Raw genomic sequence first — 24,265 nt, 5'->3', positions numbered from 1 at the left:
TTGTTTGTTATTTACTATACAAGTATTCGTAATTCTTATAAAATAAGCTACAGAATATTAATAAATTCAAGATCTTTTTCGGGATCGGAATAGGTTCGAAATTGTTGTAAGAAGAACAATTTGACATCATCTACCCCGCAGTGCTTTTTCAAAAAATCAGAAACATTGTCCTTTCTCATATCTTCTCTCCGCATAAACTCCTTCAACGCTTGTTCTCCATTTCTTTGGATAAAATAGTTGGTTGCTATAGCATTAAATACAAAATGAGGGTTTGTCTCATCATCATAATAATAAAAGGCGTTCAAATCATCTAAAACTTTGGGATTTTCAAGAATGTATGGGGCTAGTTTACGTAGATGATACATAATGGGTTTGCCTGCAGCTCCGCCTATTAAATTGGTGAATCCATCCATCACTATAGCCGGGTACTTAGGATACAATACCGTTAACAGACGTAAAAGTTCATGTTTATGCAAAGTAGTATCCGAACTAAACAAGATACGATTCTGTGGGTCAGTCAAGCCACATACCGTACTTTTGGTCGACATCATATTGGCGACATAATCATAACCTCGCATGTAAAACAAAGCCTCACATCCTGGTGCGTAAACATATCGTAATTTAAAAGGAACTTCTTTGCCAAAGTACGTTTCTATTTTTTTTACATAGTTGTTAATCTGATCGATGTCCTTTGTTAGAAAAGGATGATCTTTGGGATAATAAAAATCAAAGTATTGATCTTTTTTTAACTGGTAATTTTCATTATTGAGTCTAAATCCGAGGATATCCTGCATTTTCAAGCCAGATGAAGTTTGCTTGATAATGTAGTTCTGTATAGCGTAAACCATGGTAGAGACGCTATCCGTATTTGTTTCCAACATTACTTTGACGTTATATTGATTCTCGGAGACCTTTGACAGTCCCAAAATTGTCTGTATTCGATAAGAAAACATATTGTAAAGCCACGGCTCATAGCTGTCATTTCTCGGTAAATTGAAATTTTCCTCTTGGAACCAAAAATCTGAATCGTCCTTCCCTGCAGACTTCACATCGATATATTTTCCAAAAAAATCGATCAGATTCCTATTTAATGCGCTTATTGTATCTACATTATTAAACTTGAATTTCATTTGAGAAAAACTGCTCGTTGAAAACAGCAAACAAATGACCAAACTGAAGATGTATCTTTTTAACATAAGAGGTATATAATAATCTAAATTAAACAAAAGACTACTTACTTCGACCATATTCCTCAATTTTTAATACAAGTCCCCCTCTCCTAACTCGGTAAAACAATAGTCTCATTTTTCACCGAAATAATCAGCGATTTTACCGAGAAATAGAAAATACTGGTCGAAAGATCATTTCGTCACAGCGGATTCTACCCTACTTTTGAATCAACAAATACGACAAGAGTTAAAACAAAAAATAACAACAACTAAAAAAATTACAACTATGAAACGGACTATCGCAACCATCGCAACATTATTCACGCTAGCATTTTCTTTCAGTTCATTTGCAAAAGAAACAGTCAACCCATTGAAAGATGTGAATACGAAGAAAATCGCACTTACTTATGTAGAAGCCATCTCTCTAGGTAACGTCGAATTCAACAAACACCTTTTTACACCGGATTTTGCATATACAAATGCAGCAGCCAATCAGTCATCAAACAGATCTGAATACCTTGCATTCTTGAAAGCGAATAAAGACATAAAGTACAACTGTAAAACTACCTATGAAATACTGGACGAAGCTGGTACGACATCTGTAGCAAAAGCCACCATGAAGTTTGAAAATTTCACCCGTGTAGACTACATCACGATGGTACAGACCAAAGAAGGATGGAAAGTAAGCAAAGTGGTGACAACATACCCATAACAATTAGAAATTTTCTCTAGAAAAGTTAATTCCTCACATATAAAAGCTCCGAAAAATCGGGGCTTTTTTGCTTTAATACGATTTCAATAATTTTGCCCCGCTCTTTAGCAATCGAAATCGCTTTCCATAAATTAAATACCAGTTTTCATATACTACCTTTCTGTTTAACAGTGTATATTTGCTATTATTTAGAATTGATTTAAATAAACATAATAAATAAAAATGTGTAACTCATCCCGAAGAACATATACTATCAGTCCCTATGTTCTATTACTTTTACTTTTTGCTTCCATTGGTAGCTCCTGCAGTAAGAATAATAATCCCGATCAGGAAGTAGATATTCCTACCGATGAAAAAATGTTCAACCGTCTGATCACCGTTTCCAATTTTGGAGAGTCTTTGCCGGAGGGCGCCAAACCAGATAGCGAACAGGAACCGATATTCTTCAGTCTCGAACAAAACCAAGCCATAAGCCAAACCTTGAAACGTACCAACCGTTGGGATCTTTCTTTCTCCAGTGTGTACCGCTCCTATGTAGGTGGAAACAATGGTTCGAATAAAGACAATTTCGGCTTCGGTGGTCCAGGCCTGGGTGCTGTATTTCTCGTCAAGAAAAAATTTGAAGATGTTATCGATATTCCGACTAATGAAAATTTTAGTACGCTGAGCGTGGCCTTTGGTCCTGACGAGAATGGGGATATCGGTGATAAAATTGGTTGGTATCTCTACGATTTCAGTGGTTTATTAGTTCGTGATGGCACATTCGACAATGAGCACATCGCTTATGCATTGGACAAAGAACTTTCTATTACCACCACTAATGGAACAAAGAAAACTATAGAACCCCGTACCATCATAGTTCGCACAGCTAAAGGAAATTATGCTAAAATAAGAATACGTAGTCTCTATAAGAATGAACTCGATAGAGATAAATGGAAAAGAAAGACGGAAAAGCCATTGTTCACCTTTGACTACGTACTCGCCAAAGCAGGCAGCACCAAATTTGAAATCAAAAACTAATCTTATTAACCTGTACTGAAATGATGAATATAATTAAAATCTATTGCTGGCTGTTTCTAACACTTTTCACCTTTAACTCCTGTACGAAGACGGTCGACTTGGAACCATTAGCAGCAGATCGTATATTGGAATACAAAGTTTCCAATGTTCCTGCAGGTGAGAGTCTCTATGCTGCGATAGATCATGCTGCCAAAACAATCACGTTATACGTTCCTTTTTATTACGGTTTAGAACTGATTGATCCTGAGATAAAATTATCCACAGGTGCAAAACTCGCGGAAGAAATTGTACCAATCGGTACAGAGACCAAAAACCATACTTACACCGTAATCGCCAGCAACGGCACACGTAGCAGTTATACACTTCATATAGAGCCACAAAGCACACCGACACTGGAAGCAATTTGGGGAATATTTGGATACCCTAAGAACCAACCGCTGACTTATCCATTACAGGTACTACCTTTTATCCATGGAAACTTTTATGGCAACAACCCAACCTTGGTAAAAGCAACCTTACAATCCAGGAATACAAAAAAAGAAGTCATTCTAAATAGCTTGCACAACAATGTCAGACTAGTACCTATCGCAAACAAAATAAATCTCTATAATCTCACCAATCTACCTATCCCGGCAAATATAGACACGGGTTATCACGACGTTAAACTCGATTACCTGGGTCACAGTATGACATTGGCCGATCCTATTAATATTCGATACAGGGCACCGAAAATAAACTTCTCCACATCTCAGGTCGTCAAGCAGGGAGGTGAAATTACCTATAGAGCGATTCCCTTTATGCTAATCCTTGATCCGCAATCGGTCAAAGTAACGGCGAATGGACAAGTCTACGATTTCAAAATCGTCAAACATGACTTAGAATCCATTACACTGCGTATTCCAGAAGATTTTCCACTAGGTCAAGCCTACTATGATGGAGTAGCCACCTATAAAGGATGGCCTAATCAAACCGGATCATTGAATCTAGCCGTCAATCCAAAATAGCACCTTGTTTATCCCCTGAGGGATGTCATGTATATTTTAGTTCAATTTTAAAAAAAACCACAAAATGAAAAGAACCCAATTTTTCCGCAACGCACTAGCTCTTACGGCTATGGCTACACTTATGTTCTCTTTTAATACTAAATCGGAAATAAATACTATATCTCCAGATCAACCGGTTACGGTAGCCGTTATTCCTTGTGGGTATGAGTATGCCGTATTAGGAAATATCGGTAGCCCACGTACACCATCCAGTTTTGGAAATGTATACGTTACGCTCGGTACGACCTCGGCTACACAGAGTACGACATCTTCGACTTCGGCTCAGCTGATATTCACGGATCGTGTCAACTCCTTTGTCACCACTAATGTAGGCTTTGAATTGAGAAAACTTGATAACACAGACATCTGTGATGTCACAGCTACTGATTGGACAGGAGCTTCCACTATTACCGCTCCAGCAGGAAACAATGTATGGTATACTTACGTAGGTCAGACTGCAACATCTATTCCAGGTGTCGTTATGCTAGTTCGTAATGCATTGGGTGAGATCTGGGCATTTACATTGGAATCGGCTACCGCAGCTACGATTACAACTTCGCCGTTGACTATACAGGGCACTAACACTATCAATGTGCGCAAACTGTAATCTATACTTTTTATCTATTAATACCCCTCCCAAAAGAAACATGGTGAGACCTTTTGGGAGGTCTTTTTAAAATAATAAAAATGAACTTAAAATCTACATTCCAATTGTTCAAATACCCTTTCCTTTGCTTTGCGCTGGCTACCGGACTATCATCCTGCAAAAAAGAATACCCAGACTTACCCTATAATGATATTGAGGCATTTACAATTCCAGATGCCAACGGAAAGCCACTTCACGCCGTTATCAAAGGGGAAGAAATTATTATTTATTGGACTCCGCTCAAAGACGAACCTGAGTTTATTACACCGACTATACAGATATCCCAGCAGGCAAAGATCAGTCCGGCTTCCGGAATAAAAGTTACCTACAACGAGGGTACCAAATACACGGTCACTGCGCAAAACGGAGAGAAAAAGACCTACACCCTACGTACTGAGGGCGGACAACCTCCTCCTTACTTTTCGTTGGTTAATCACGCAGCGTTTAAATTCAATATTGATTTTAACATACAAGGCGATTATTTTCTTCCAAATACGGAAAACACAAAACTTTACCTGGTTCAAGGCAGCAAAGAGACGGAAATAACTGATATCAATAGGATAACGAACTCCTCTATAACCATGTATGTTCCGGTAACGTTGGATATTGACACAGGGCAGTACCATATTAAATTAGTAACCGGCAAGCGTAACGTAAGCAATGGTCCTTATACTTTGCTAAGACCGGATCTCAATTCTTTGATCGATCGTGCACAGGTACCTACATCAGGAGCTCCAGGTGAAACCATCAGCTTAGATCTAAGAGACTCAAAAGGCGCAGCATACTACAAGGACGAGCAGTACGAGATATCCGCACAATATCATACAGATCCAACAGCTTCGGTATGGCCTGGCAAGATAAAATTACAGGGCACAAAACTGAGCTTTAAGATTCCAACAGATGCCAGCAAAGGAAATTTGCAGATACTTATACAAGAAGTTAAAACAAAAGCTATTAGATATCCTATTCCAAGCTTTGTTATTGAGTAAACTGACATGTACAAAGCACATAGCTTTTTTTGGGGCATAATGACCTTGCTGTGGATATCCTGTTCGAAGTCCACACCCGATCCCAAACCTGTAGATCCTTATGAGGAGGATAATCGCAAGTTGAGGGAGCGCTACAGTACTACCACAGCCAATTGGCCCAAAGCGGAATGGTACACAGGTATCTCACAAAGAGAACTGGCGGAGTTACCGGTCAATCCCTCTAGCGCTAGGCCTGAATTGATACAACTAGGCAAAGTACTTTTTTTTGACAACCGTTTGGGACGAGGTGACAATAGCTGTGCCTCATGCCATAATCCAAACACGCACTGGATCGATCAAAAAAAAGTCGCAGTAGGTGTAGGTGTTCATCACCGCAACACGCCCACCATGGAGAATGTATGGTATCTAGATGGTGGATTATTTCATGACGGCCGCGCAGATACTTACGCCGAGCAGATCGCAGAAGCCATTGAATCTCCTATAGAGATGGGGGGCAATTTGGAATCTTTACCATGGGCACTGCAACTTATCTCGGGTTACGGCGTTATGTTCAAACAAGCATACGGCGATGAACAAATAACAAAAGAGCGAATCTTGGATGCCCTTACGGCTTTCTCTAAATCAATAAACAGCAGTACTACAATATTCGATTCTTTTCTAAAAGGAGAGTACACGGCTTTAAGTGATGAACAGTTAAGGGGGCTACACTTGTTTCGCACAAAAGGAAAATGTATCAATTGCCATAATGGCCCATTCTTTACAGATCTTCAATACCATAATCTCGGGTATGCATTAGACTGGAACGGTAAACTGGATAACGGCCGATATGAAGCTACGAAATTAGAGGTTGACCTTGGCAAATTCAGAACGCCGGGACTGCGCAATACTGTCCATACCGCTCCCTACTGGCATAATGGTGAAATAGCTACACTTGCAGAAATCCTCGACCTAAAGAACCGTGGCATGCCTCACTCTGGACGACAAAAGGTGAATGGTCAACTCTCGAATTTGGCACAACCTTTACAACTTACAACCGAGGAGCAACAGGCCATAATAGCTTTTTTACGCACATTGAGCAGCAAAACTACCGAAATCAGCAGACCTGTTCTACCTTAATAAAAACATAAGGCCCCTCTGCTCTGGAGCAAAGAGGCCTTTTCTCTCTTTTAATATAAAATTAACGGAGAGATGTCATTATTTTAGTTCAAAGGCAAAACTAAACATATATAACATGATATCCAAAATCAGTGTGTTACAATCCTGATATAGATCTAAGCCAACAAGGTTCCATGGTTCATCATTCATTCGATAGAATGATTAGTTGCCTGGTTATTTTTTCACATAGTTTTCATACTTTTACGACATGAGTAATAATGATATTATGAAAAAGCTCCGTGTAGCTTTAAAATTTACAGACGACGATATTATTGAGGTATTATCCTTGGTGGACTTTAGGGTAACGAAAACTGAGTTGGGAGCAATATTCCGTAAGGATGATCACCCCAATTTTAAACCTTGCGGCGATCAGCTACTACGGAATTTTCTCAACGGTCTAATTATTTATAAACGCGGGCCTCGGACTAGTCCTAATTCAAAGGCACCATCTGACCTATAAGAACTAAAAAGGAAGAGAAACAATAGAAAAATTAAAAGGAAACTATTCCAAATATGGCTTTAGCATATCGACATGTTCTATTCCGTCTTCATCGTAGGGCTCGCCCTGGGGTTCAAAACCCAACGACTGGTACATAGTTAACAGGTGGTACTGCGCTCCTATTTTTATATCAGCTTTGCCCAAAATAGCATAACAAGCCTGTATTGTTTCTTGAACAATAGTCTTTCCTAGTCCCTGTCCTCTGAAATCCGGATTGACCAAAACCCTCCCCAGAGAGATTTCTTCATAAGAAAGTCCCGCAGGTACAACCCGACTATAGGCCGCAAGATTATTCCCTATATATAACATCACGTGATGGCATGACTCGTCTTTACCGTCGATATCTTGATAAATACAGGTTTGTTCTACCACAAAAACCGCACTTCTTAGCCTTAGTATCTCATAAAGTTCCCTATTCGTCAACTCCTCAAAAGACTTAATTACTATGTGCTGTTCCATTTTATCACTGGCTATTTTATGTTCAATTTTTCAAATGTAGGGATTTAACAGGTGATGATTACATAACTGATCGATCTAATTCCTAAAAAATATAAATAGCATTCCTATTCAGTCTCGAAAAAGCTATTTAAAAACTAGATACGACGTATTTTATTAGATATGATAACTATATTTAGCACAGTATTAAAAAAAGATGCATAAAGCGTATGAATGATAAGGAAAATAAAGATGCTATGCAGGAACTGGCATCGCAGCTCCGCTGTCCTTCGGGACATCAGGCCGAAGCCATTGCAGACAATATGTCCACCTCCAACCATACCATGATACAGGAAGCGATCTATACGTTGACCTTAACGGATAAGAGCACGATACTGGAGATCGGTTTCGGTAATGGTAAGCATATCGCTCAACTTCTCGATGTATCGCCTAGTATAAAATACTACGGCATCGAGGTGTCGGAGGCCATGCAAGATCTCGCTATTCGCCACAACCAATCTGCCATCGAGACCGGCAGGGCTCACTTCACTAAAGTAGATGGCAGTGGCTCGCTCCCTTTCCCGGACAATCATTTTACGCATATTTTTTCTGTAAACACCTTGTATTTCTGGCCTGACATTGAGCTTTCACTACGAGAAATACACCGTACATTACAAGATGAAGGCCAGTTGGTACTCACTTTCGTAGAAAAGGAGTTTGGATCAAAGCTTCCTTTTATACAGCATGGATTTACTTTATATACGGACGACGAACTTGCAGAATACCTCTATGAGATTGGATTTGAAGAGATACAATCTATGACGTACCATGATGATACGATCAGTAAAGATGGAACACCTGTAAAACGTACTTTCCTAACGGTGCATGCTGTGAAAAGTGAAAATGGATAATAACTGGATTACATGATACTAAAATGCCGAAACATCATCAGTCCGCCGATACCGATAGAAACAAAAGGATAGCCTTTCTGTAGGGGCATAGCATAATCATAGCCTACTTTACAGTGGAAAAATCCCTGATACTCTACATAGAGGTGTGGACTCACACGAAACTGATTGTCCATTCCTTTATTAAAATCAAATAGATAGCCGGTCTGCACATTGGCCGAGACCAAGAAGTCTTTGTATCTATTATCAACTATATACCGAACAAAACCGAGCTGCGGGGCTAACCCCGAAGGCAGTTTAGAATTTTTACTGGTATAATCTACCCCTACCGTAAAATCATAATTCTTATCGGTATTGAACACAAGAGGCACATTCAGTGCGGCCTGAAACATAGGCCTTTTATCTTGCTTCATTCCTAAACTGAAAATTTGGGCAACGGCTCCCGATATACCGATAAACACAGCTAATAATAGACACAGACAATATCTCTTCATGAACAAACTATAGCAATATATATGCCTTAATTTATCATTAGATTATTTCTTGTCAGACAAACAATTACAAATCGAACATTAGTCTATAATAAGTGTTAGATTGCATAAAAAACAGACTAAAATGGAAGAATATTTGCATAACTTCTATCTCGATAAATCGGAACCGAATAAAAGTTGCTTATTAGCCTTGCGTTCAATCATCCTTCGTAGAGATGCTCATATGATGGAAACCACCAAATATGGTATGCCCTGCTTTTGTTATAAAAACAAGGCATGCTGTTATCTTTGGGTTGATAAAAAGAACGCTGAGCCTTACATTCTTTTTGTCGAAGGAAACCTATTGGCACATCCTGAACTTGAGGTAGGCGACCGCTCCCGTATGAAAATATTACGTATTGATCCCAATCAGGACATTGCGATTGATACCGTAACCGAGATACTGGATGACGCTTTAGAACTGTATCGCAATGGTACTATTAAAACTAAGGGCTAAGTTTCGACTTAGCCCTTAGTTATCAAAATTCATCTAGCTATCAAAGCACCTAAAATTACAACCAAGTATTAAACTCTTTGATAAACCAATTCTTGACTATCTGAGTAAGCATACAATACTAGTATTCCGATCAACTAAGGTAAGTAGCTAAGTGGTAAAGGTAACCGAATAAACCTTAATTGATTTTGAGATTTTGTCTTTTATCGAAAACATAACCTCCTTTTCACTGCTAGACCATCACGTCATAAGTCGGGTCTTCTATTCTATTGACCTCGATCACTCCCTCTGCATTTTTCAATAATTTACGACAGTCAGCAATGAGGTGACGTAATCGAAGCGTTTTACCCTGTTGATTATATTTTTCGGTCAGCTTATGCAATGTATCTATCGCTGACATATCTGCTTCTTTACTCGCTTTGAAATCTATGATTACTTCATTAGGATCTTCAGCCACATCAAACTTTTCCAAAAAAGCCGTAGTCGAACCGAAAAAAAGAGGACCCATTATTTCGTAATGTTTTACCCCATGCTCATCGGTGTATTTACGTGCACGAATCCGTTTTGCATTCTCCCAAGCAAGTACCAAAGCTGATATAACCACACCGACCAGCACAGCAAATGCTAGATTATGAAGGATTACCGTTATTGCAGATACCAGAACACCCACAAAAAATATCTTATTTCGGAAATTTGTTTATCATCCGAAGGTTGCCCCATTGAAAGGTTTTAATACCTATCATCATCATCACTCCTACCAATGCGGCCATAGGAATCTGTTCAATAAATGGAACTCCCACTAATATCACCAGTATGATGGGGAATAGCACCGATGAAAGCAGATAGACGAGTACGGGCTCCTGCTCCGATATTGACCAAAGTTTGCGCTACCATAGCCCCCCCCATTCCACCGAAAAAAACTAAATAGTATAAATGCCTTCTACCGTTCGTTGGGAGGCGGTGCAGAATAGACAATAAAAGGTGGTCCTAAAGACCGCCTTTTATTGTCTATTCTTTTTCTTTGGCTTTGACCGAAGCTTTATTACCATCTTTATCCATTACATAATACCAGTCATTCTTTTTCACGATAATGGGCCATGTTTTGTCTTTGCCGTGATAATTTCTACGGATGTCATCATAAATAGCAGTGACAATCCTATTTCCGTTTTTATCGGCCATGCCTGACTTACCATCCTGTGCCAGCATAATATTCGGATAGCTGGCACTCAGCTCTACATAATCAAAAATAGATTCCAGTAAGATATGACCGTCACGACGTGCCAGGCCATAGTGCATTCCCTTCTGTATTTGCAAAATACCATCTTCGCTCCCTGTAGCATACACATTATCATACTCAAAAGGCAGTACCACGCGACCTGCTACATCAATCATCCCATATTTATATTTCGTTCTTTCACCTTCTCTCCCGACATCACGCTTAGCTGCCAATGCCACTCCTTCATAGAATGCATCGACCTGCTCTATGCCCTCGAATCGTTTTTCTTCCCCGCGTTCATTGATAAACAGATTTCCGTCTTCACCATATATTTTCTTCAATCCGCTGTAAAATCCGCCATGATTTTTATCATTGTATGTCGGAAAACGAAGTAAGTTATACCCCGCATCGGTCCTCCATGTTGGATTTTCATAGATCAGTCTACCTTGTAAATCGACGAGCTTATACTCCTTATTCTTCATCTCGAGCAGCCAATAGCGATTATCTACCAAATGACATTCCGCTATTTGATGTAATAAAGTGTCCATCCGATTTTGCTTTATATTATAACTGTAAAAGGCATTATCATAGTTTTCCAAACGTTTACGCACTAGCATCCACTCTTCATTTAGTATATCGATATACTGCTCAGCCATTGGTATAATTAGCTTTTTCGTCTCCAAATCGAAGAGTCCGATTTGCTCAAGGTAACTTCCTTCCCGCTTTCCTTTAGAGAAAGCCAAATACCGCTTAAGCACCTGAGGTTGGTATTCTACGCCCCTATTTGAAAACTGATAGGAGTTTTCAACAACATAATCCAGAGGAAGAATTTCCTCGCCAAGCTCATCAGCTACTCCTATTTTACCTTGATTTTCTACTCGATAAACCGTCTTTCCATTATAATAATGTGCATCTATACCGCTATACTTGCCCATAGGAAGAATAGATTTTCCCTCACAGTTATAAATCCCCTTCTGTCCGTCATTCATTGCTGCTATTAAATAAGGCATTTTATGAACTTCGCTTTCGTAGTCCATACGGGCTTTCCATTTGGGGTCACGATCGTAAGCACTCCTTCGCCCGCCCAAGGAAATTGTTGGGACAGATTCATCGGTATATCTGCCATCAGCCTTTAAGAAGCTGACTTCATCGTATTCAAAATCAAGCACTATCTCTCCTTGTGCACCAATCACACCGTATTGCCCCTTCTTTTTTGCTCTCGCTAGATTACGATTAAATCCGCCAATATACTCCAACGAAGCTGGTACAATCACTTTTTTGGACACAGGATCTATAATGCCTAAATAATCCTTTTCTTTAAACACCAATAAACTAGACCCTTCGATAGCCCGATAGAGCTCATGACCGGAGATCAGCACATTCCCGGTAGTATCAAAGACATAGGAACAAGTTGAAATATTCGCTTCAAAGCGGACCTCCTCCCCATCGTAAAGTATACGCATATAATCATCGTACTTTATAGGGATAATGACATCACCTGTCGCTTTTGCCAATCCGGCCTGTTCGCCGTTCCTAATCTCTACGAAATCATCATTATAGAAATTTGTTACATACTCGAATTGTGGTTCTTGTAATAATTGTCCTGTCCGCGCAGAAACCCAGCCCCATACTTCTTTTCGAGATACCGCTATCACTGCCTTATTGATGACTTTAGCGTCTTCATAATCAAAGAGAACAATAATAGTTCCTTGTTCATCTGCTACCCCAACGCTACCTTTACGCTTCAAAACCGCAAATTTATAGTCATAAGCTATCCCTTCCTCCCATTGTCCTTCATAACGTGTCTCGAGCTTGATATGGTCGTATACACAGGGCAGCAGTACTTTTCCATCCTCTCTCAACATACCATATTTATCGTCCTTAACAACAACAAACAAACCTGCGGAATGCTCTTCGACATCATCTATCCAAAAATCACTAGCTGGATGGTAATAATAAGTTTTACCTAATTTCTTAATTTTCATTAGGGGAGAAAGGTAATCCCCAAAGTCTATAGATTCTACAACTTGATATTCCTGAGTGTAACTCAGGCTAAACTGAAATAATAAAAAAAGGCAGACCATAAACTTCATATACAACAAAATATACTCAAATATCGCTATTATTTGTCACTATAAAATCCCTGAATACAGTTATATCTATAGTTTATAACACCCCTACCTGAGTATGGGTCTAGCCCTCCAGCCTCCCATCAAAAGATCCGATAAACGTCAAAAAACGGACTAAGCGGCAAAACTATCTTAGGAAATACCGATGTACGTCCTTCCAATCCTGCAGACGTTCAAACCGATGTTCATTGATATTGTGAAAACTATTAAACATTAAACCTTTTCCTTTAAAAGTAAGCAAATTCTTAACATGATCATCGATTAGATAGTCGGTATTGATAATATGCTTATGTCCACAGAAGACAATATTATGCCAAGAGATAAATGGAAAATACTCAGCTAACCAGTCTCTTTTTTCCCGAAGGCTCCACGGAAACTCCATCGCTGCCGATACCACAAAAACATCGTATCTATCGTGTAGTTCTTTCACGACCTCTTGTGCGTCCTTTGCTACAGGAAGTGTTCTAAAAAAACCTTCGGAGCCAATGTAACGTCTCACCGCTGTTTTATCGGGCACACATTCTCCTTCAGGTAATCCTAATACATCCGCTTCAGTAAGCTGTATACCTGTCTCTTGGTGATAATAATTGAGATAATGATCCAGATTGTCGGCCAAGACCCCATCCATATTCAACGCTATTGTTTTTCTATTATGCATATCTTATAATTTTAATCAAATATAGCAAAACTTAGAAATACAAAGCAAAACATTGCAAATAACAGCAATATATAGAAACAATAAATCTTATCAATTTTACATTACCGCGCGATTATATTGCGTACAATATTGAATTTATGTAGGTTTGCCTTATGTTAAAAGAGGATCGTCATAATATTATTGTTAAAGAGACCGTTACCAATGGCTCGTCTTCCTTTCAATCGCTATCTAAAAAACTAGCTGTTTCAGAGGATACAATAAGACGAGATATCAAAGAACTTGACAACAAAGGCTTACTACGTGCCGTTCGTGGTGGGGCAGTATCTGTATCCCGTATTCCCCATCATTATCGGGATCGGGAGAATACCGATATCGATCAAAAGAAAATTATCGCACAGAAAGCAGTATCACTCATCAAAAGTGGACAAGTGCTATTCTTTGACGGCGGAACATCTGTTTTAGAATTAGCTAAAATTCTACCTCTAGACTTAAAAGTAACAATCATCACCAATAGTTTTCCCGTCGCTAATGCTATTGAAGATCATCCTACTGCGGAGCTTATTTTTTTAGGCGGAAAGCTCAATAAAACTTCGTTTGCAACCTACGGCAACGAGACACTGCAAGGTATTGCTAAATTTAAAGTGGATATCTACTTTTTAGGAATATGCAGCATTGCCCCAGATAACGTTTCCTGCAAGGACCTGGAAGACGCAGAAATAAAGCTAGCGATGATGAGTCACAGCATCAAAACCGTGGGGTTATGTACTTCGGACAAAATAAATAGTGAATCCCCCTATTTTGTAGCCCAGACAGACTGTATGCACACCTTAATAACGGAGAATTCAAAAGGTACGCCAGGAACTAAAGCACTGGCAAAACTGGGAATAGAAATTCTATAGTTTCTGATTTCTTCGCATAATCTTAATCTTTACATAATATACAATTAACAGAAAACCAGTAGATTTATGTAAACATTATTCCAAAACAGGATTAATAAATTTACATGGCCATGAAAACAATAATCTACTTTTTTCAGAACGTTGTCTATCGTCTATTTTTAGCCCGGTTCAGCTCATTTTATTCGCCACTTCGGTCACACAGAAGCTAATCGAACAAATTGAAATAGATGTTAATAACTAAAAACACTTTTGGTAAGAATTTTATTTGGGGTGTTTCTACCGCAGCTTATCAAATAGAAGGAGCGCATGACCATGATGCAAAAGGTCCCTCTATCTGGGATATTTTTGTCCAAAAGAAAAATAAAATTGTACATAATCAGCATGGCAATATCGCTTGCGATTTCTACTATCGGTATGAAGATGACCTGAAACTGATGCGGAGTATGCATATTCCTAACTATAGATTTTCTATTGCTTGGAGCAGAATACAACCCGATGGGATAGGAAACGTAAATCAGGCTGGTATCGATTTTTACAATAGACTTATCAATTATTCGCTAAGCTTGGGAATCACTCCTTGGGTTACACTATATCACTGGGACCTCCCCCATACACTCGAAGAAAAGGGTGGCTGGACAAACCGAGATGTAAAAGATTGGTTTGGCGAGTATGTGGCTCTCTGTGTCAAGTATTTTGGCGATCGTGTAAAAAACTGGATAGTCCTCAATGAGCCTACTGTATTTACAGCTGCGGGTTATTTTTTTGGAGTACACGCACCTGGTAGAAAAGGCTTGAACAACTTTCTAGCTGCGGCGCATCATGCAGCATTGGCTCAAGCCCACGGAGGCAGAATCATCAAATCACTGCAAAAAGAAAGTTATGTCGGCACGACCTTCTCCTGCTCCCATGTCGAACCTTACTCTACGAAGGAAAGAGACATCATTGCCGCGAGAAAAGCAGATGTACTGCTCAATCGCTATTTCATTGAGCCTCTATTGGGAATGGGATACCCTACTCAAGAGATCAAGGTCTTAAATCGAATCGAACGCTATATGAAACAGGGCGACGATACGGATTTAAAATTTGATATGGACTTTATTGGTGTACAGAATTACACCCGAGAGGTGATACGGCATTCGCTATTTGTTCCCTTCTTACGTGCTAAGATTGTAAGTGCAAAAAAACGAAAGGTTGAAACAACGGCTATGAACTGGGAAATCTATCCTGAATCGATGTATCATATACTTAAGAAATTTGATGCTTACCCTAATATTCCTCCGCTTATTATCACCGAAAATGGGGCGGCATTTAAGGATCTAGTTGAAGATGGCCGTGTCGATGATTTACAAAGGACACAATACCTAAAAGATGTTATCGAACAGGTATTCCGCGCGAAAAATGAAGGTGTAAATATTAAAGGCTATTTTGTCTGGACTTTCTTAGACAACTTTGAATGGGCCGAAGGATATCATCCCCGATTTGGACTGGTACATGTTGATTTTAAAACGCAGCAACGTATTATCAAAGCATCCGGACATTGGTACGGAAACTTTCTCCGCTAAATAATTAGCGAAACAAAGCCACTAAAGTATGCTCTTTAGTGGCTTTATATTCAATCAAACGAAGTTTTTATTTTCTAATACCCCCATTTAACATTCAATTGATGCTTATCGGCATATTTCTTTCCTAAACCATAAACATTCTCGAACAAACCTTCTACTTTAGGCAAGTATTCCTTTTCAATTGTTTCAATAATTTGTTGTTTTTCTTCATCCGTCCCCTTGGTATCGCAAAGCTTCGCGTAAGCTGCGTATTCATTTTTATAAACGGGAAGTACCGCTTCAAATAATTGAATAGATTGCTCTTGCAAAGCCTTTGCGTCATCATCCGATACCGTTAACCCCTTGATGTCTTTGATGGCCTTCTCTACCGTTAGGACTTTCAGATTGACAATCTGTTGTGCTTCATCTCCATTCTTCTTACTAGATGGGATATCAGGGAATTCGACCGTCTCTTGTTGAAGACGTTTGCCAAAAGTTGCCGGATCAAAATCGGCAATCAGATTTGTGTTGAGTACCACTTGTCCAAAAAATTTATCTGGACTGGTAGATTGACAAGCAATAAAAAATAAACTAGCTAATAAAAAAATAATAAAACGGAACTGCTTCATAGATATATAAAAATTTAAGAATACAAATTAACCAAATCCAGTATATATACACAAATTGATAATCTTCCCATTGTTCTGAAGACATACGTTTTAACGAAAACTGTTCCATATTTCCTTCTACTTGTAATCATCATGTTTGTTCATTAACAATCTATTCCTCTAATTTACGAAAATATATTTTCAGCAAATGATCAAGAGTCTTTGATTTGTAATTCCATATTATTTTCTGATTTTTATTTCAGACTTTATTGGTTTGATATTTGTTCTCTAAAATCAAATTGTGGATATGACGAAATTCTTAACTCTCCCTTTTTACATCAAATTAGCCTGTACGTTAAGCAGTATTATGACCTCTCCCCGAATTTAGGAGTGTTCTAAAGTTCAGGTAAACTCCATGGTAGCTATGATGGCTATCTTTTTCGGAGAGTTACTATGGGGAATATCAGGAATGTTCTTGGCCATTCCCATCCTTGAGATCTGTAAAATTGTCTTTGACCGTATCTTAGAATTAAAACCATGGGGATTCCTCTTGGGAGAAGACGATGACAAAGATCATTACATGAAACTCAAAAAGGAGATCTGTGATAGAAAATCATGATTTCAATAAGAAATTGACATAGAAATCAGGAATCTCACTATTGTAGATAGCATTTGCTACAGCGTGTTTCGGATATTCCACTTTGTGAATTTCAGCGATTATGCCATCAGCAGAAATAGTCAAAATGGTGTATGTCGCTTTCCTATCCGCTTCCTTACTACGACCTACCGACCCACAATTGACCAAAAGAGCTTCAGGGAATTTCTGTATGTAGGAATGATGGGTATGCCCCATGACGAGGACGTCCATGCCTCTCCTTGCTAATTCCGATAATATAGCTCCTTTATCATCTTCTTCAAATAGGTATTCTTCATTACTGCTGGGGTTGCATGCACTAATAAAACACGCTTGAATATACCGTCTATTTTAAATGTCAGAGAAAGCTCAAAAGGAAGGTTTGAAAGCCATAACTTATTTTCCCGAGAAATAGTCCGTTTGGAGAATGCAATCGCAATATCACGATTTGCCGTCTCTACCGCATCATGATGTGTCAAAGGTACCACCGGATAATCAAAAGCAATAAGCTCATCGTGATTGCCCAGTAAGCAAGGGATCTCCCTCTGTTTAAGTAGAAAAATCACTTCATTGCCCCAAGGTGCAAAGTCTACCAAATCACCTAAACAATATATTTGCGGTATCCCTTTTTGACAAATATCGGTTAGAACATGTTCTAACGCTGTAAGATTACCATGGATATCACTAATTACTGCTACTTGTATTGATTTCACCAAATTTGCTTATTTATGAAAAAACAAAGATATCAAATCATCTTTCTGCAGAGAAGTGCTTTTAATCTAATCTGTGGAACAATTATCTCTTGGCATCTCGGAAAAGAGGGAAAAGGGTTCTTTTGAAAATTATTTGGCAAGTAAAAAGTCATTCATAAGTTTTTGCACCTTGGTACGATTTTAGCACGAAAGCTGAAACGAAACCCTAGTTTATGGAAATATTATTGATTGTACTTGGATTTACCGTTATGGTATACTTACTAAATAGGCAGAAAGAAGAAATCAAGGGATTGAGAGAAGGCCTAGCCAGACCGAGTACCGTTAATCAGGGAAGAGAATCTGATAGAAAAAATCGTACCGACTCCTCCTCCATTACCAGAGTTTTTATCACAAGAGATACCAATCGCCCTCAATCTATCATCTGACTTACCTCTTGCCAAGCTAGACAAAGTGGAGGAACTCTCTAAAAATACACCTACGAAAAAAGAGAACTATGATAGGATCATCCTGACCGTATGTCTAGCACTTGGAGCGATCCTTATCTTCTATTTTGGCCGCGTCCTACTCAAAGACTTAAAAAAGGAATAATATAACATTAGTAGCAGAAAGACATGAAGACAGAGCCCAAAGACCAATCTTTGCAAGAAAGATATATCCTCGAAAATGAAAGGATTGCCTTACATACACTTTCCGAGATCCACTTGGATGATCTGGCTCAGTTTTCAGATCACGAGCCTGAAATCTGGAAATTCTCATTGGAGCAACCTACAAGCAAGCAAAAAATGGCTACTTACATCGCTAATACCTTGCAAAAGAAGAAAGAGGGTAAAGAACATGCGTTTATCGTTTTTGACAAACAACAAAGAGAAACAGCGGGTTCTACCCGATTGTATGAAATAGATCTAAACCAAAAGGTATGCTCCATCGGCTATACTTGGTACGGTAAGAAATTTCAGGGAACAGGTCTGAACAAACATGCTAAATATCTATTGTTAAAATTTGCTTTTGATACACTCCACATGGAACGCATACAATTTAAAGCCGATAATGAAAACAAACGTAGTATACAAGCCCTATTGAGTCTAGGCTGCACCTTTGAAGGTTTGCTCCGAAGCAATATGTACAGAGCAGATCATACCCGGAGGGACAGTGCTGTTTTCAGTTCGCTACGAGCTGAATGGTACGATCACGCTGAAAACAAGTTATTCTTGAAATTAACATAGATCAACCGCATGAAATCACATTGTTTCAATTTCAACAGAACGAAATACGGATTCCCGTAAATTTTATTTAAAATAAAGCGTCACTTTTGTATTGGGGAAAATTATAAGAGATACAAAAGATTAGACACAAAGATTAACTTACAACTATGACGGCAAAAGAATTTGTGCTTAACATCAGAGCAAACCAGCCTCAAATTTCAAATCTGCAAGACAAATTTGAGACCGAATTATTAAATAACATTTTAAGTGATGCTCAAATTTCAGATTTAAAAACTAACTACAAAGACTATGGAAATGAAATATTAAATCTTATTTACAATTTCGATGTCTCCAGGTTAAACATTTTTGATATCACTTTTGATCCAGAACCTGAAGTATATGGAGATTATATATTCTTCGGTTGGGATACTATAGGTGATCGTTTGGGGTATCATATCCCGTCAGGAGAAGTTGTTATATATTATGTATATGGTGATTGTATCAACCTGAAATGTGCAAAAACAGACCAACAGTTTTTACAACTTTTTTTTGAACTGTATCTATTATTAAAAGGTAATTTTGAAAATAAAGATCAGGAATCAAAAACTAAAATCAGAGAACAATTTTGGTTAAAAACGACCTCTACCCTTCCAGAAGCATATTGGGATCACTATAAAAGATTCTTAACGATATCCTAGTTTATTTCTATTCTGGACTAGACAACTGTAAAGCTATCTTTCTATATTTGTGCTTATCCGGTCAAAGCGAATTCTAACATGTATAACTTTAAGAACGACTATTCAGAAGGAACGCACCCAAATATTTTAAATAAACTTGCCTCAACCAACCTTGTACAACAACTGGGCTATGGAGACGATGCATTTAGTTTAGAAGCTAAAGAAATTCTTAAAAAAGAGATTGAAAATCCCAATGCTGAAGTTTATTTCTTATCTGGAGGTACACAGACGAATCTGTTGGTATTATCTTGTCTGTTGAAATCTCATGAAGCAGTCATCAGCGCACTATCGGGACATATTTTTGCTCATGAAGCTGGAGCTATCGAGGCTACTGGACACCGAGTTATTACAGTAACAACAGAGGATGGCAAGCTTAAACCAACTGATATCAAAGTTATCATAGAAAACCATACCTTAAGACCGCATGTTGTTAAACCAAGAGTAGTTTATATTTCCAATTCGACAGAGATCGGAACAATATATTATAAAGATGAATTAGAGACATTATCACGCTATTGCCGACAAGAGGGACTTCTCTTATTCCTAGATGGTGCACGGATAGGAAATGCACTCATGGCATCAGATAATGACCTAACAATGGTTGACATCAGTCGATTGACCGATGTATTCTACATCGGAGCAACGAAAAACGGGGCTTTATTGGGTGAGGCGGTAATCTTCAATGATCCTATGCTCTATCCTGATTTTGACTACGCATTAAAACAAAAGGGTGCCTTATTGGCAAAAGGAAGAATATTAGGTATTCAGTTTCTCGAATTATTTCGGGAGGGGCTTTACTTTGAATTGGCAGATCATGCTAACAAAATGGCGATGAAAATCGTAAAGGCCGCGACAGAAGAAGAATTCATTTTTTTGACCCCTTCGACGACAAATCAGATCTTCCCAATTCTACCTAGACACATTATTGATGAACTACTTAAGAAATACCTATTTTTTGAATGGAAGAGAGTCGATGATCAACATTCCGCCGTACGTTTGATAACTTCTTGGGCTACCCCAGAAAAGGTAGTTGATGAATTTATTTCAGATCTAAGATCCATTAGACGTTAAAACTCTTGATGCAAAGCAATTCTGTTTCCTTCTGAATCTTCAATTTCGGCAACGAAGAAACCGTATTTATCTTTGGCCGTCTTGGTATACAATACACTTGCCCCTGTTCCTCTGCTTTACGAATCCCTATCATCAATATCTTTCGTCTTAAAATAGAGGATAGCCCGGTTTTTACTCGGTACAGATACATGTCCTTTAGCCAAAGAACCTGATACTCCTCCCTTCGAGTCTGTAAAAGGAAATAATGCCATCTCATAATCATCTATCAGCTCCCTTTCAAAGATAAAACCAAAGACATTGGAATAGAAAGATTCGACACGATCTAAATCCTTTATCGGTATTTCGAAAAATACTACAGGATTTGTTACTGACATTTTTTGTACATGTAAAAGAGTATATAAATATACAATATCTACATCTAACATTTAGCAAAAAAACAAAGGATAAATAACAAGGATGGTATAGCTATCAGTCCCCATAGTACAAGTCCCAAAATAAATGGTTTAGGACCTACAGACTTTATCACTTTGGCAGAAAGCCCAGCTCCGATTAAAAACAATACTGCTGTAAGTCCACTTTTGGACATGTACACGATATAAGGAGCGATCTTGTGTAGAGGAGCGACATAAGTATTGCCAATAATAGCTAATACAAAGAGGCCGATAAAGTAAGGGACCTGTATACGGTTTCCCTTGCTTTTAAAAACCAAAGCGCTAAAAAATGTAACAGGTATGATCCACAGTGCACGTGTCAACTTGACTGAGGTAGCAATCTGCAGCGCCTCCTCGCCATATTTGCTCGCTGCACCGACAACAGAACTGGTATCCTGAATAGCCACTGCACTCCAAAGACCAAACTGTTCTTGTGAAAGGTTAAAGAAATGTCCAACTATAGGGAAAACAAATAACGCAATGGAATTTAAAATAAAAATAGTAGCCAATGCTACACTAATCTGTCCTTCCTTGGCCTTTATCACGGGAGACATTGCAGCAATAGCACTCCCCCCGCATATTGCTGTCCCTACGGTAATCAAAAAAGCTATTTTCCTATCTATACGTAACAACCGACCTATAAAATAACCTAGAAACAGTATGGCGAACAAGGAAATAACCGTTAAAATAAAACCACTTTTGCTGGCATGAATTGCCGACTCTACGTCCATACCAAACCCCAGTCCTACGACAGATACCTGTAATAAAATATGGGTAAGTTTGTGTGTAAAATCTGGAAATGGATTGCCCAGCCATTGCGCTGTAAGAATTCCGATCAATAATGCTATTGGCGGCGATATTAGCGGCGATAAACACAAAAAGCCTAAACTGACAAAAATAAGCTCGTGAACAGATAGACTCTTCTTAAATATATCCTTTCGGAAAAACATGCGATTATTCATTAGTATATATTTTTTTTAAAACGGCCATATGGAATATCCAAACCGAGTATAACGAGCTCACGAAGTAATTACATTATACACGAATTTATTACTGTTGGTGTGCATACTGCTCCGCGGTCATTGGTGTTTGTGCAGTTCTGCTACATGGATATTTCATATAGCAACTATTTTTATACAAAGTACAGGGCTATACAGCTGAAAAGAAAACGATAAAATCCCATAGGGTATAACGTTTAGTTATAACAAAACACGATGTTGATTCAGGAAAGGTATACAGAAATGATTTCTGCCTCAAGAAACAAAAACATTATAGTCGATCCCCCGACCTCGAAAGGAGTAAAAAACAGGTATTTTCAACGAAAAGATTTATATCTTTGATGATTAATTAGAGGGAGCTATCTGATGCAAATTCTCTCTCATTAAGTTAGTACGATCGAAACGATAAAAATCTGCATCAACAGATAAAAATTTTATGGAATTATATGATTTTGGTATAGTCGGTCTAGGTGTTATGGGAAGAAATCTCCTTCTAAACATGGCCGACAACAAATTTGCCGTAGCAGGACTGGACCTAGACTCTGCTAAAGTACAATCCTTACAAGAAGAAATTAATGACAACCAACGCGTAAAAGCAACAACTCAGGTAGAGGAATTCACGCAGTTGATCCGCAGACCTCGGGCAATCATGCTTTTGGTTCCCGCTGGCAAACCTGTTGATGGTGCAATAGCAAGTCTACTTCCTCATCTTGAAAAGGGTGATATTATCATCGATGGCGGTAACTCTTATTTTCCAGACACAGATCGTCGTTTCTTAGAGTTATCTCAAAAGAACATACACTTCTTCGGAATGGGTATATCAGGAGGTGAGAAGGGTGCACGTTTCGGTCCTAGCTTAATGCCAGGAGGGGACAAAAATGCCTACGAGCGTTTACGCCCAATTTTCGAAGCAGTAACGGCCAAAGTAAATGGTGAACCTTGTGTTGCTTACTTAGGGAATGGTTCTGCTGGAAACTATGTCAAAATGGTTCATAATGGGATCGAGTATGGTATCATGCAATTAATTGCAGAGACTTATGATCTTATGAAGCGGGGCTTGGGTATCAGTGATGCTAAAATCCAACAAACATTCGCAGATTGGAATAGTACCGAATTACAGTCCTTCTTAGTTGAAATTACCGGAGAGATCCTGAACAAATTTGATGAAGATGGTCAGCGTTTAGTTAATGTGATTTCGGACTGGGCCAAATCCAAAGGTACCGGTAAATGGACATCACAAAATGCTATGGATCTACAGGCTCCGATACCAGTGATCGATGCCGCTGTCACTATGCGTGATATGTCAAAATTAAAACCTGAACGTATACAAGCAGCGAAAAAATTAAATTGGACGGCAACCGGAAAAAGCATAGACGAAAATCTAGTTATCGAGCAATTAAAAGATGCTTTCTATTTTGCCATGTTAAATACCTATGCACAGGGACTGGCTCAACTTACTATCGCTTCAGAAACCTATAGCTACGGATTGAACTTAGAACAGGTTGCGAAAATATGGCGCGGAGGATGTATTATCCGTGCTGCAGCTTTAGAAGACTTTAGACAGGCCTATGATCGCAATCCTTCTTTACGAAACATTCTTCTGGATGACACTATAGCGCAAAACGTATCTTCGAAACAAGCAAACGCAAGGGACATTGTTAAATATGCGGTAGACTGCGGTATTCCATTTGCAGCGTATATGAATGCTTTGGCTTATTTCGATTCGTACCGTTCGGAGCGTATGCCTACAAATATTATACAAGCTCAACGGGATTACTTTGGCGCACATACGTATGAACGTATCGATCGTGAAGGTTCGTTTCATACGCAATGGGACTAAGATAAATTGATTACCTTTTTAATATTAC

General features: G+C 38.7%; 28 protein-coding genes. 17 read left to right on the top strand and 11 right to left on the bottom strand.

Annotated features, from left to right (window positions below; translation table 11 throughout):
* Positions 1 to 47 precede the first annotated feature (47 nt).
* A complete protein-coding gene (locus G7B20_RS01230; RefSeq protein WP_164108214.1) occupies positions 48 to 1,130 on the bottom strand; it encodes a hypothetical protein in 1,083 nt (360 codons plus the stop codon).
* A 325-nt stretch (positions 1,131 to 1,455) separates the two neighbouring features.
* Between G7B20_RS01230 and G7B20_RS01225 the strand changes: the two genes are divergently transcribed.
* From G7B20_RS01225 to G7B20_RS01195, 7 genes are all read left to right on the top strand, one after another.
* A complete protein-coding gene (locus G7B20_RS01225) occupies positions 1,456 to 1,881 on the top strand; it encodes a nuclear transport factor 2 family protein (protein WP_164108213.1) in 426 nt (141 codons plus the stop codon).
* A gap of 222 nt (positions 1,882 to 2,103) precedes the next feature.
* Positions 2,104 to 2,901, top strand: coding sequence for an HmuY family protein (locus G7B20_RS01220; protein ID WP_164108212.1), 798 nt, complete (start codon positions 2,104 to 2,106; stop codon positions 2,899 to 2,901).
* 20 nt (positions 2,902 to 2,921) lie between these two features.
* On the top strand, positions 2,922 to 3,905 hold the full coding sequence (locus tag G7B20_RS01215) for a hypothetical protein (RefSeq protein WP_164108211.1): 984 nt from the start codon (positions 2,922 to 2,924) through the stop codon (positions 3,903 to 3,905).
* Between the two features lie 64 nt (positions 3,906 to 3,969).
* The gene (locus tag G7B20_RS01210; RefSeq protein WP_164108210.1) at positions 3,970 to 4,551 is read left to right on the top strand and encodes a hypothetical protein; all 582 of its coding nucleotides are present in this window, start codon (positions 3,970 to 3,972) and stop codon (positions 4,549 to 4,551) included.
* Between the two features lie 80 nt (positions 4,552 to 4,631).
* The gene (locus tag G7B20_RS01205; RefSeq protein WP_164108209.1) at positions 4,632 to 5,579 is read left to right on the top strand and encodes a hypothetical protein; all 948 of its coding nucleotides are present in this window, start codon (positions 4,632 to 4,634) and stop codon (positions 5,577 to 5,579) included.
* A gap of 6 nt (positions 5,580 to 5,585) precedes the next feature.
* Positions 5,586 to 6,695, top strand: coding sequence for a cytochrome-c peroxidase (locus tag G7B20_RS01200; protein ID WP_164108208.1), 1,110 nt, complete (start codon positions 5,586 to 5,588; stop codon positions 6,693 to 6,695).
* A gap of 247 nt (positions 6,696 to 6,942) precedes the next feature.
* Entirely contained in the window at positions 6,943 to 7,194 is a 252-nt protein-coding gene (locus tag G7B20_RS01195; RefSeq protein ID WP_164108207.1) for a DUF1456 family protein, read from the top strand.
* Positions 7,195 to 7,236: 42 nt separating this feature from the next.
* Here G7B20_RS01195 and G7B20_RS01190 read toward each other — a convergent pair whose 3' ends face one another.
* The gene (locus G7B20_RS01190) at positions 7,237 to 7,692 is read right to left on the bottom strand and encodes a GNAT family N-acetyltransferase (RefSeq protein WP_164108206.1); all 456 of its coding nucleotides are present in this window, start codon (positions 7,690 to 7,692) and stop codon (positions 7,237 to 7,239) included.
* A 206-nt stretch (positions 7,693 to 7,898) separates the two neighbouring features.
* Here G7B20_RS01190 and G7B20_RS01185 point away from each other — a divergent pair, with 206 nt between their 5' ends.
* Entirely contained in the window at positions 7,899 to 8,579 is a 681-nt protein-coding gene (locus G7B20_RS01185) for a class I SAM-dependent methyltransferase (RefSeq protein WP_164108205.1), read from the top strand.
* Positions 8,580 to 8,587: 8 nt separating this feature from the next.
* Here G7B20_RS01185 and G7B20_RS01180 read toward each other — a convergent pair whose 3' ends face one another.
* Positions 8,588 to 9,070 (bottom strand): hypothetical protein, encoded by a 483-nt coding sequence (locus G7B20_RS01180; RefSeq protein WP_164108204.1) that lies wholly within the window; start codon positions 9,068 to 9,070, stop codon positions 8,588 to 8,590.
* Between the two features lie 121 nt (positions 9,071 to 9,191).
* Here G7B20_RS01180 and G7B20_RS01175 point away from each other — a divergent pair, with 121 nt between their 5' ends.
* On the top strand, positions 9,192 to 9,563 hold the full coding sequence (locus G7B20_RS01175) for a DUF1801 domain-containing protein (protein WP_164108203.1): 372 nt from the start codon (positions 9,192 to 9,194) through the stop codon (positions 9,561 to 9,563).
* Between the two features lie 229 nt (positions 9,564 to 9,792).
* On the opposite strand, the gene G7B20_RS19655 is transcribed toward G7B20_RS01175, so the two are convergent.
* The 3 genes from G7B20_RS19655 to G7B20_RS01160 all read right to left on the bottom strand — a co-directional run bounded on the left by G7B20_RS19655 (position 9,793) and on the right by G7B20_RS01160 (position 13,563).
* Positions 9,793 to 10,230, bottom strand: coding sequence for an STAS domain-containing protein (locus G7B20_RS19655; RefSeq protein WP_240452767.1), 438 nt, complete (start codon positions 10,228 to 10,230; stop codon positions 9,793 to 9,795).
* A gap of 338 nt (positions 10,231 to 10,568) precedes the next feature.
* Positions 10,569 to 12,761 (bottom strand): WG repeat-containing protein, encoded by a 2,193-nt coding sequence (locus tag G7B20_RS01165; protein WP_164108202.1) that lies wholly within the window; start codon positions 12,759 to 12,761, stop codon positions 10,569 to 10,571.
* A gap of 271 nt (positions 12,762 to 13,032) precedes the next feature.
* The gene (locus tag G7B20_RS01160) at positions 13,033 to 13,563 is read right to left on the bottom strand and encodes a 5' nucleotidase, NT5C type (RefSeq protein WP_164108201.1); all 531 of its coding nucleotides are present in this window, start codon (positions 13,561 to 13,563) and stop codon (positions 13,033 to 13,035) included.
* A gap of 152 nt (positions 13,564 to 13,715) precedes the next feature.
* Between G7B20_RS01160 and G7B20_RS01155 the strand changes: the two genes are divergently transcribed.
* Together G7B20_RS01155 and G7B20_RS01150 are read left to right on the top strand one after the other, a co-directional pair.
* A complete protein-coding gene (locus G7B20_RS01155; RefSeq protein WP_164108200.1) occupies positions 13,716 to 14,462 on the top strand; it encodes a DeoR/GlpR family DNA-binding transcription regulator in 747 nt (248 codons plus the stop codon).
* Positions 14,463 to 14,689: 227 nt separating this feature from the next.
* Positions 14,690 to 16,024 (top strand): GH1 family beta-glucosidase, encoded by a 1,335-nt coding sequence (locus G7B20_RS01150; RefSeq protein ID WP_164108199.1) that lies wholly within the window; start codon positions 14,690 to 14,692, stop codon positions 16,022 to 16,024.
* 74 nt (positions 16,025 to 16,098) lie between these two features.
* On the opposite strand, the gene G7B20_RS01145 is transcribed toward G7B20_RS01150, so the two are convergent.
* Positions 16,099 to 16,632, bottom strand: coding sequence for a hypothetical protein (locus tag G7B20_RS01145; RefSeq protein ID WP_164108198.1), 534 nt, complete (start codon positions 16,630 to 16,632; stop codon positions 16,099 to 16,101).
* Between the two features lie 403 nt (positions 16,633 to 17,035).
* Between G7B20_RS01145 and G7B20_RS01140 the strand changes: the two genes are divergently transcribed.
* The gene (locus G7B20_RS01140; RefSeq protein WP_164108197.1) at positions 17,036 to 17,230 is read left to right on the top strand and encodes a hypothetical protein; all 195 of its coding nucleotides are present in this window, start codon (positions 17,036 to 17,038) and stop codon (positions 17,228 to 17,230) included.
* Here G7B20_RS01140 and G7B20_RS19555 read toward each other — a convergent pair.
* Positions 17,225 to 17,479, bottom strand: a complete 255-nt coding sequence (locus tag G7B20_RS19555; protein ID WP_262886550.1) for a metallophosphoesterase family protein — start codon at positions 17,477 to 17,479, stop codon at positions 17,225 to 17,227. The two genes, G7B20_RS01140 and G7B20_RS19555, sit on opposite strands and share 6 nt — an antisense overlap.
* An 11-nt stretch (positions 17,480 to 17,490) precedes the next feature.
* Positions 17,491 to 17,958, bottom strand: coding sequence for a metallophosphoesterase family protein (locus G7B20_RS19550; protein ID WP_262886551.1), 468 nt, complete (start codon positions 17,956 to 17,958; stop codon positions 17,491 to 17,493).
* Between the two features lie 212 nt (positions 17,959 to 18,170).
* Here G7B20_RS19550 and G7B20_RS01130 point away from each other — a divergent pair, with 212 nt between their 5' ends.
* The 4 genes from G7B20_RS01130 (at position 18,171) to G7B20_RS01115 (ending at position 20,968) form a co-directional block, all read left to right on the top strand.
* Entirely contained in the window at positions 18,171 to 18,383 is a 213-nt protein-coding gene (locus G7B20_RS01130; RefSeq protein WP_164108196.1) for a hypothetical protein, read from the top strand.
* Positions 18,384 to 18,569: 186 nt separating this feature from the next.
* Positions 18,570 to 19,181: a GNAT family N-acetyltransferase gene (locus tag G7B20_RS01125; protein ID WP_164108195.1), complete on the top strand. Its 612-nt coding sequence runs from the start codon at positions 18,570 to 18,572 to the stop codon at positions 19,179 to 19,181.
* Between the two features lie 146 nt (positions 19,182 to 19,327).
* Complete coding sequence (locus G7B20_RS01120) at positions 19,328 to 19,858, top strand: hypothetical protein (protein WP_164108194.1); 531 nt, start codon at positions 19,328 to 19,330, stop codon at positions 19,856 to 19,858.
* A gap of 78 nt (positions 19,859 to 19,936) precedes the next feature.
* Positions 19,937 to 20,968: a threonine aldolase family protein gene (locus G7B20_RS01115; RefSeq protein WP_164108193.1), complete on the top strand. Its 1,032-nt coding sequence runs from the start codon at positions 19,937 to 19,939 to the stop codon at positions 20,966 to 20,968.
* A gap of 116 nt (positions 20,969 to 21,084) precedes the next feature.
* On the opposite strand, the gene G7B20_RS01110 is transcribed toward G7B20_RS01115, so the two are convergent.
* Both G7B20_RS01110 and G7B20_RS01105 read right to left on the bottom strand, forming a co-directional pair.
* Positions 21,085 to 21,342 carry a VOC family protein gene (locus G7B20_RS01110; protein ID WP_240452768.1) on the bottom strand — a complete coding sequence of 86 codons (258 nt, stop codon included), beginning with the start codon at positions 21,340 to 21,342 and terminating at the stop codon, positions 21,085 to 21,087.
* Positions 21,343 to 21,386: 44 nt separating this feature from the next.
* Complete coding sequence (locus G7B20_RS01105) at positions 21,387 to 22,361, bottom strand: YeiH family protein (protein ID WP_205600161.1); 975 nt, start codon at positions 22,359 to 22,361, stop codon at positions 21,387 to 21,389.
* A 472-nt stretch (positions 22,362 to 22,833) separates the two neighbouring features.
* Here G7B20_RS01105 and gndA point away from each other — a divergent pair, with 472 nt between their 5' ends.
* Positions 22,834 to 24,237, top strand: coding sequence for an NADP-dependent phosphogluconate dehydrogenase (gene gndA, locus G7B20_RS01100; protein WP_164108192.1), 1,404 nt, complete (start codon positions 22,834 to 22,836; stop codon positions 24,235 to 24,237).
* Positions 24,238 to 24,265 lie beyond the last annotated feature (28 nt).

The sequence above is a fragment of the Sphingobacterium sp. xlx-96 genome, from assembly GCF_011007365.1.
Lineage (GTDB): Bacteria > Bacteroidota > Bacteroidia > Sphingobacteriales > Sphingobacteriaceae > Sphingobacterium > Sphingobacterium luzhongxinii.
This window is presented reverse-complemented; position numbering and strand designations above follow the sequence as displayed.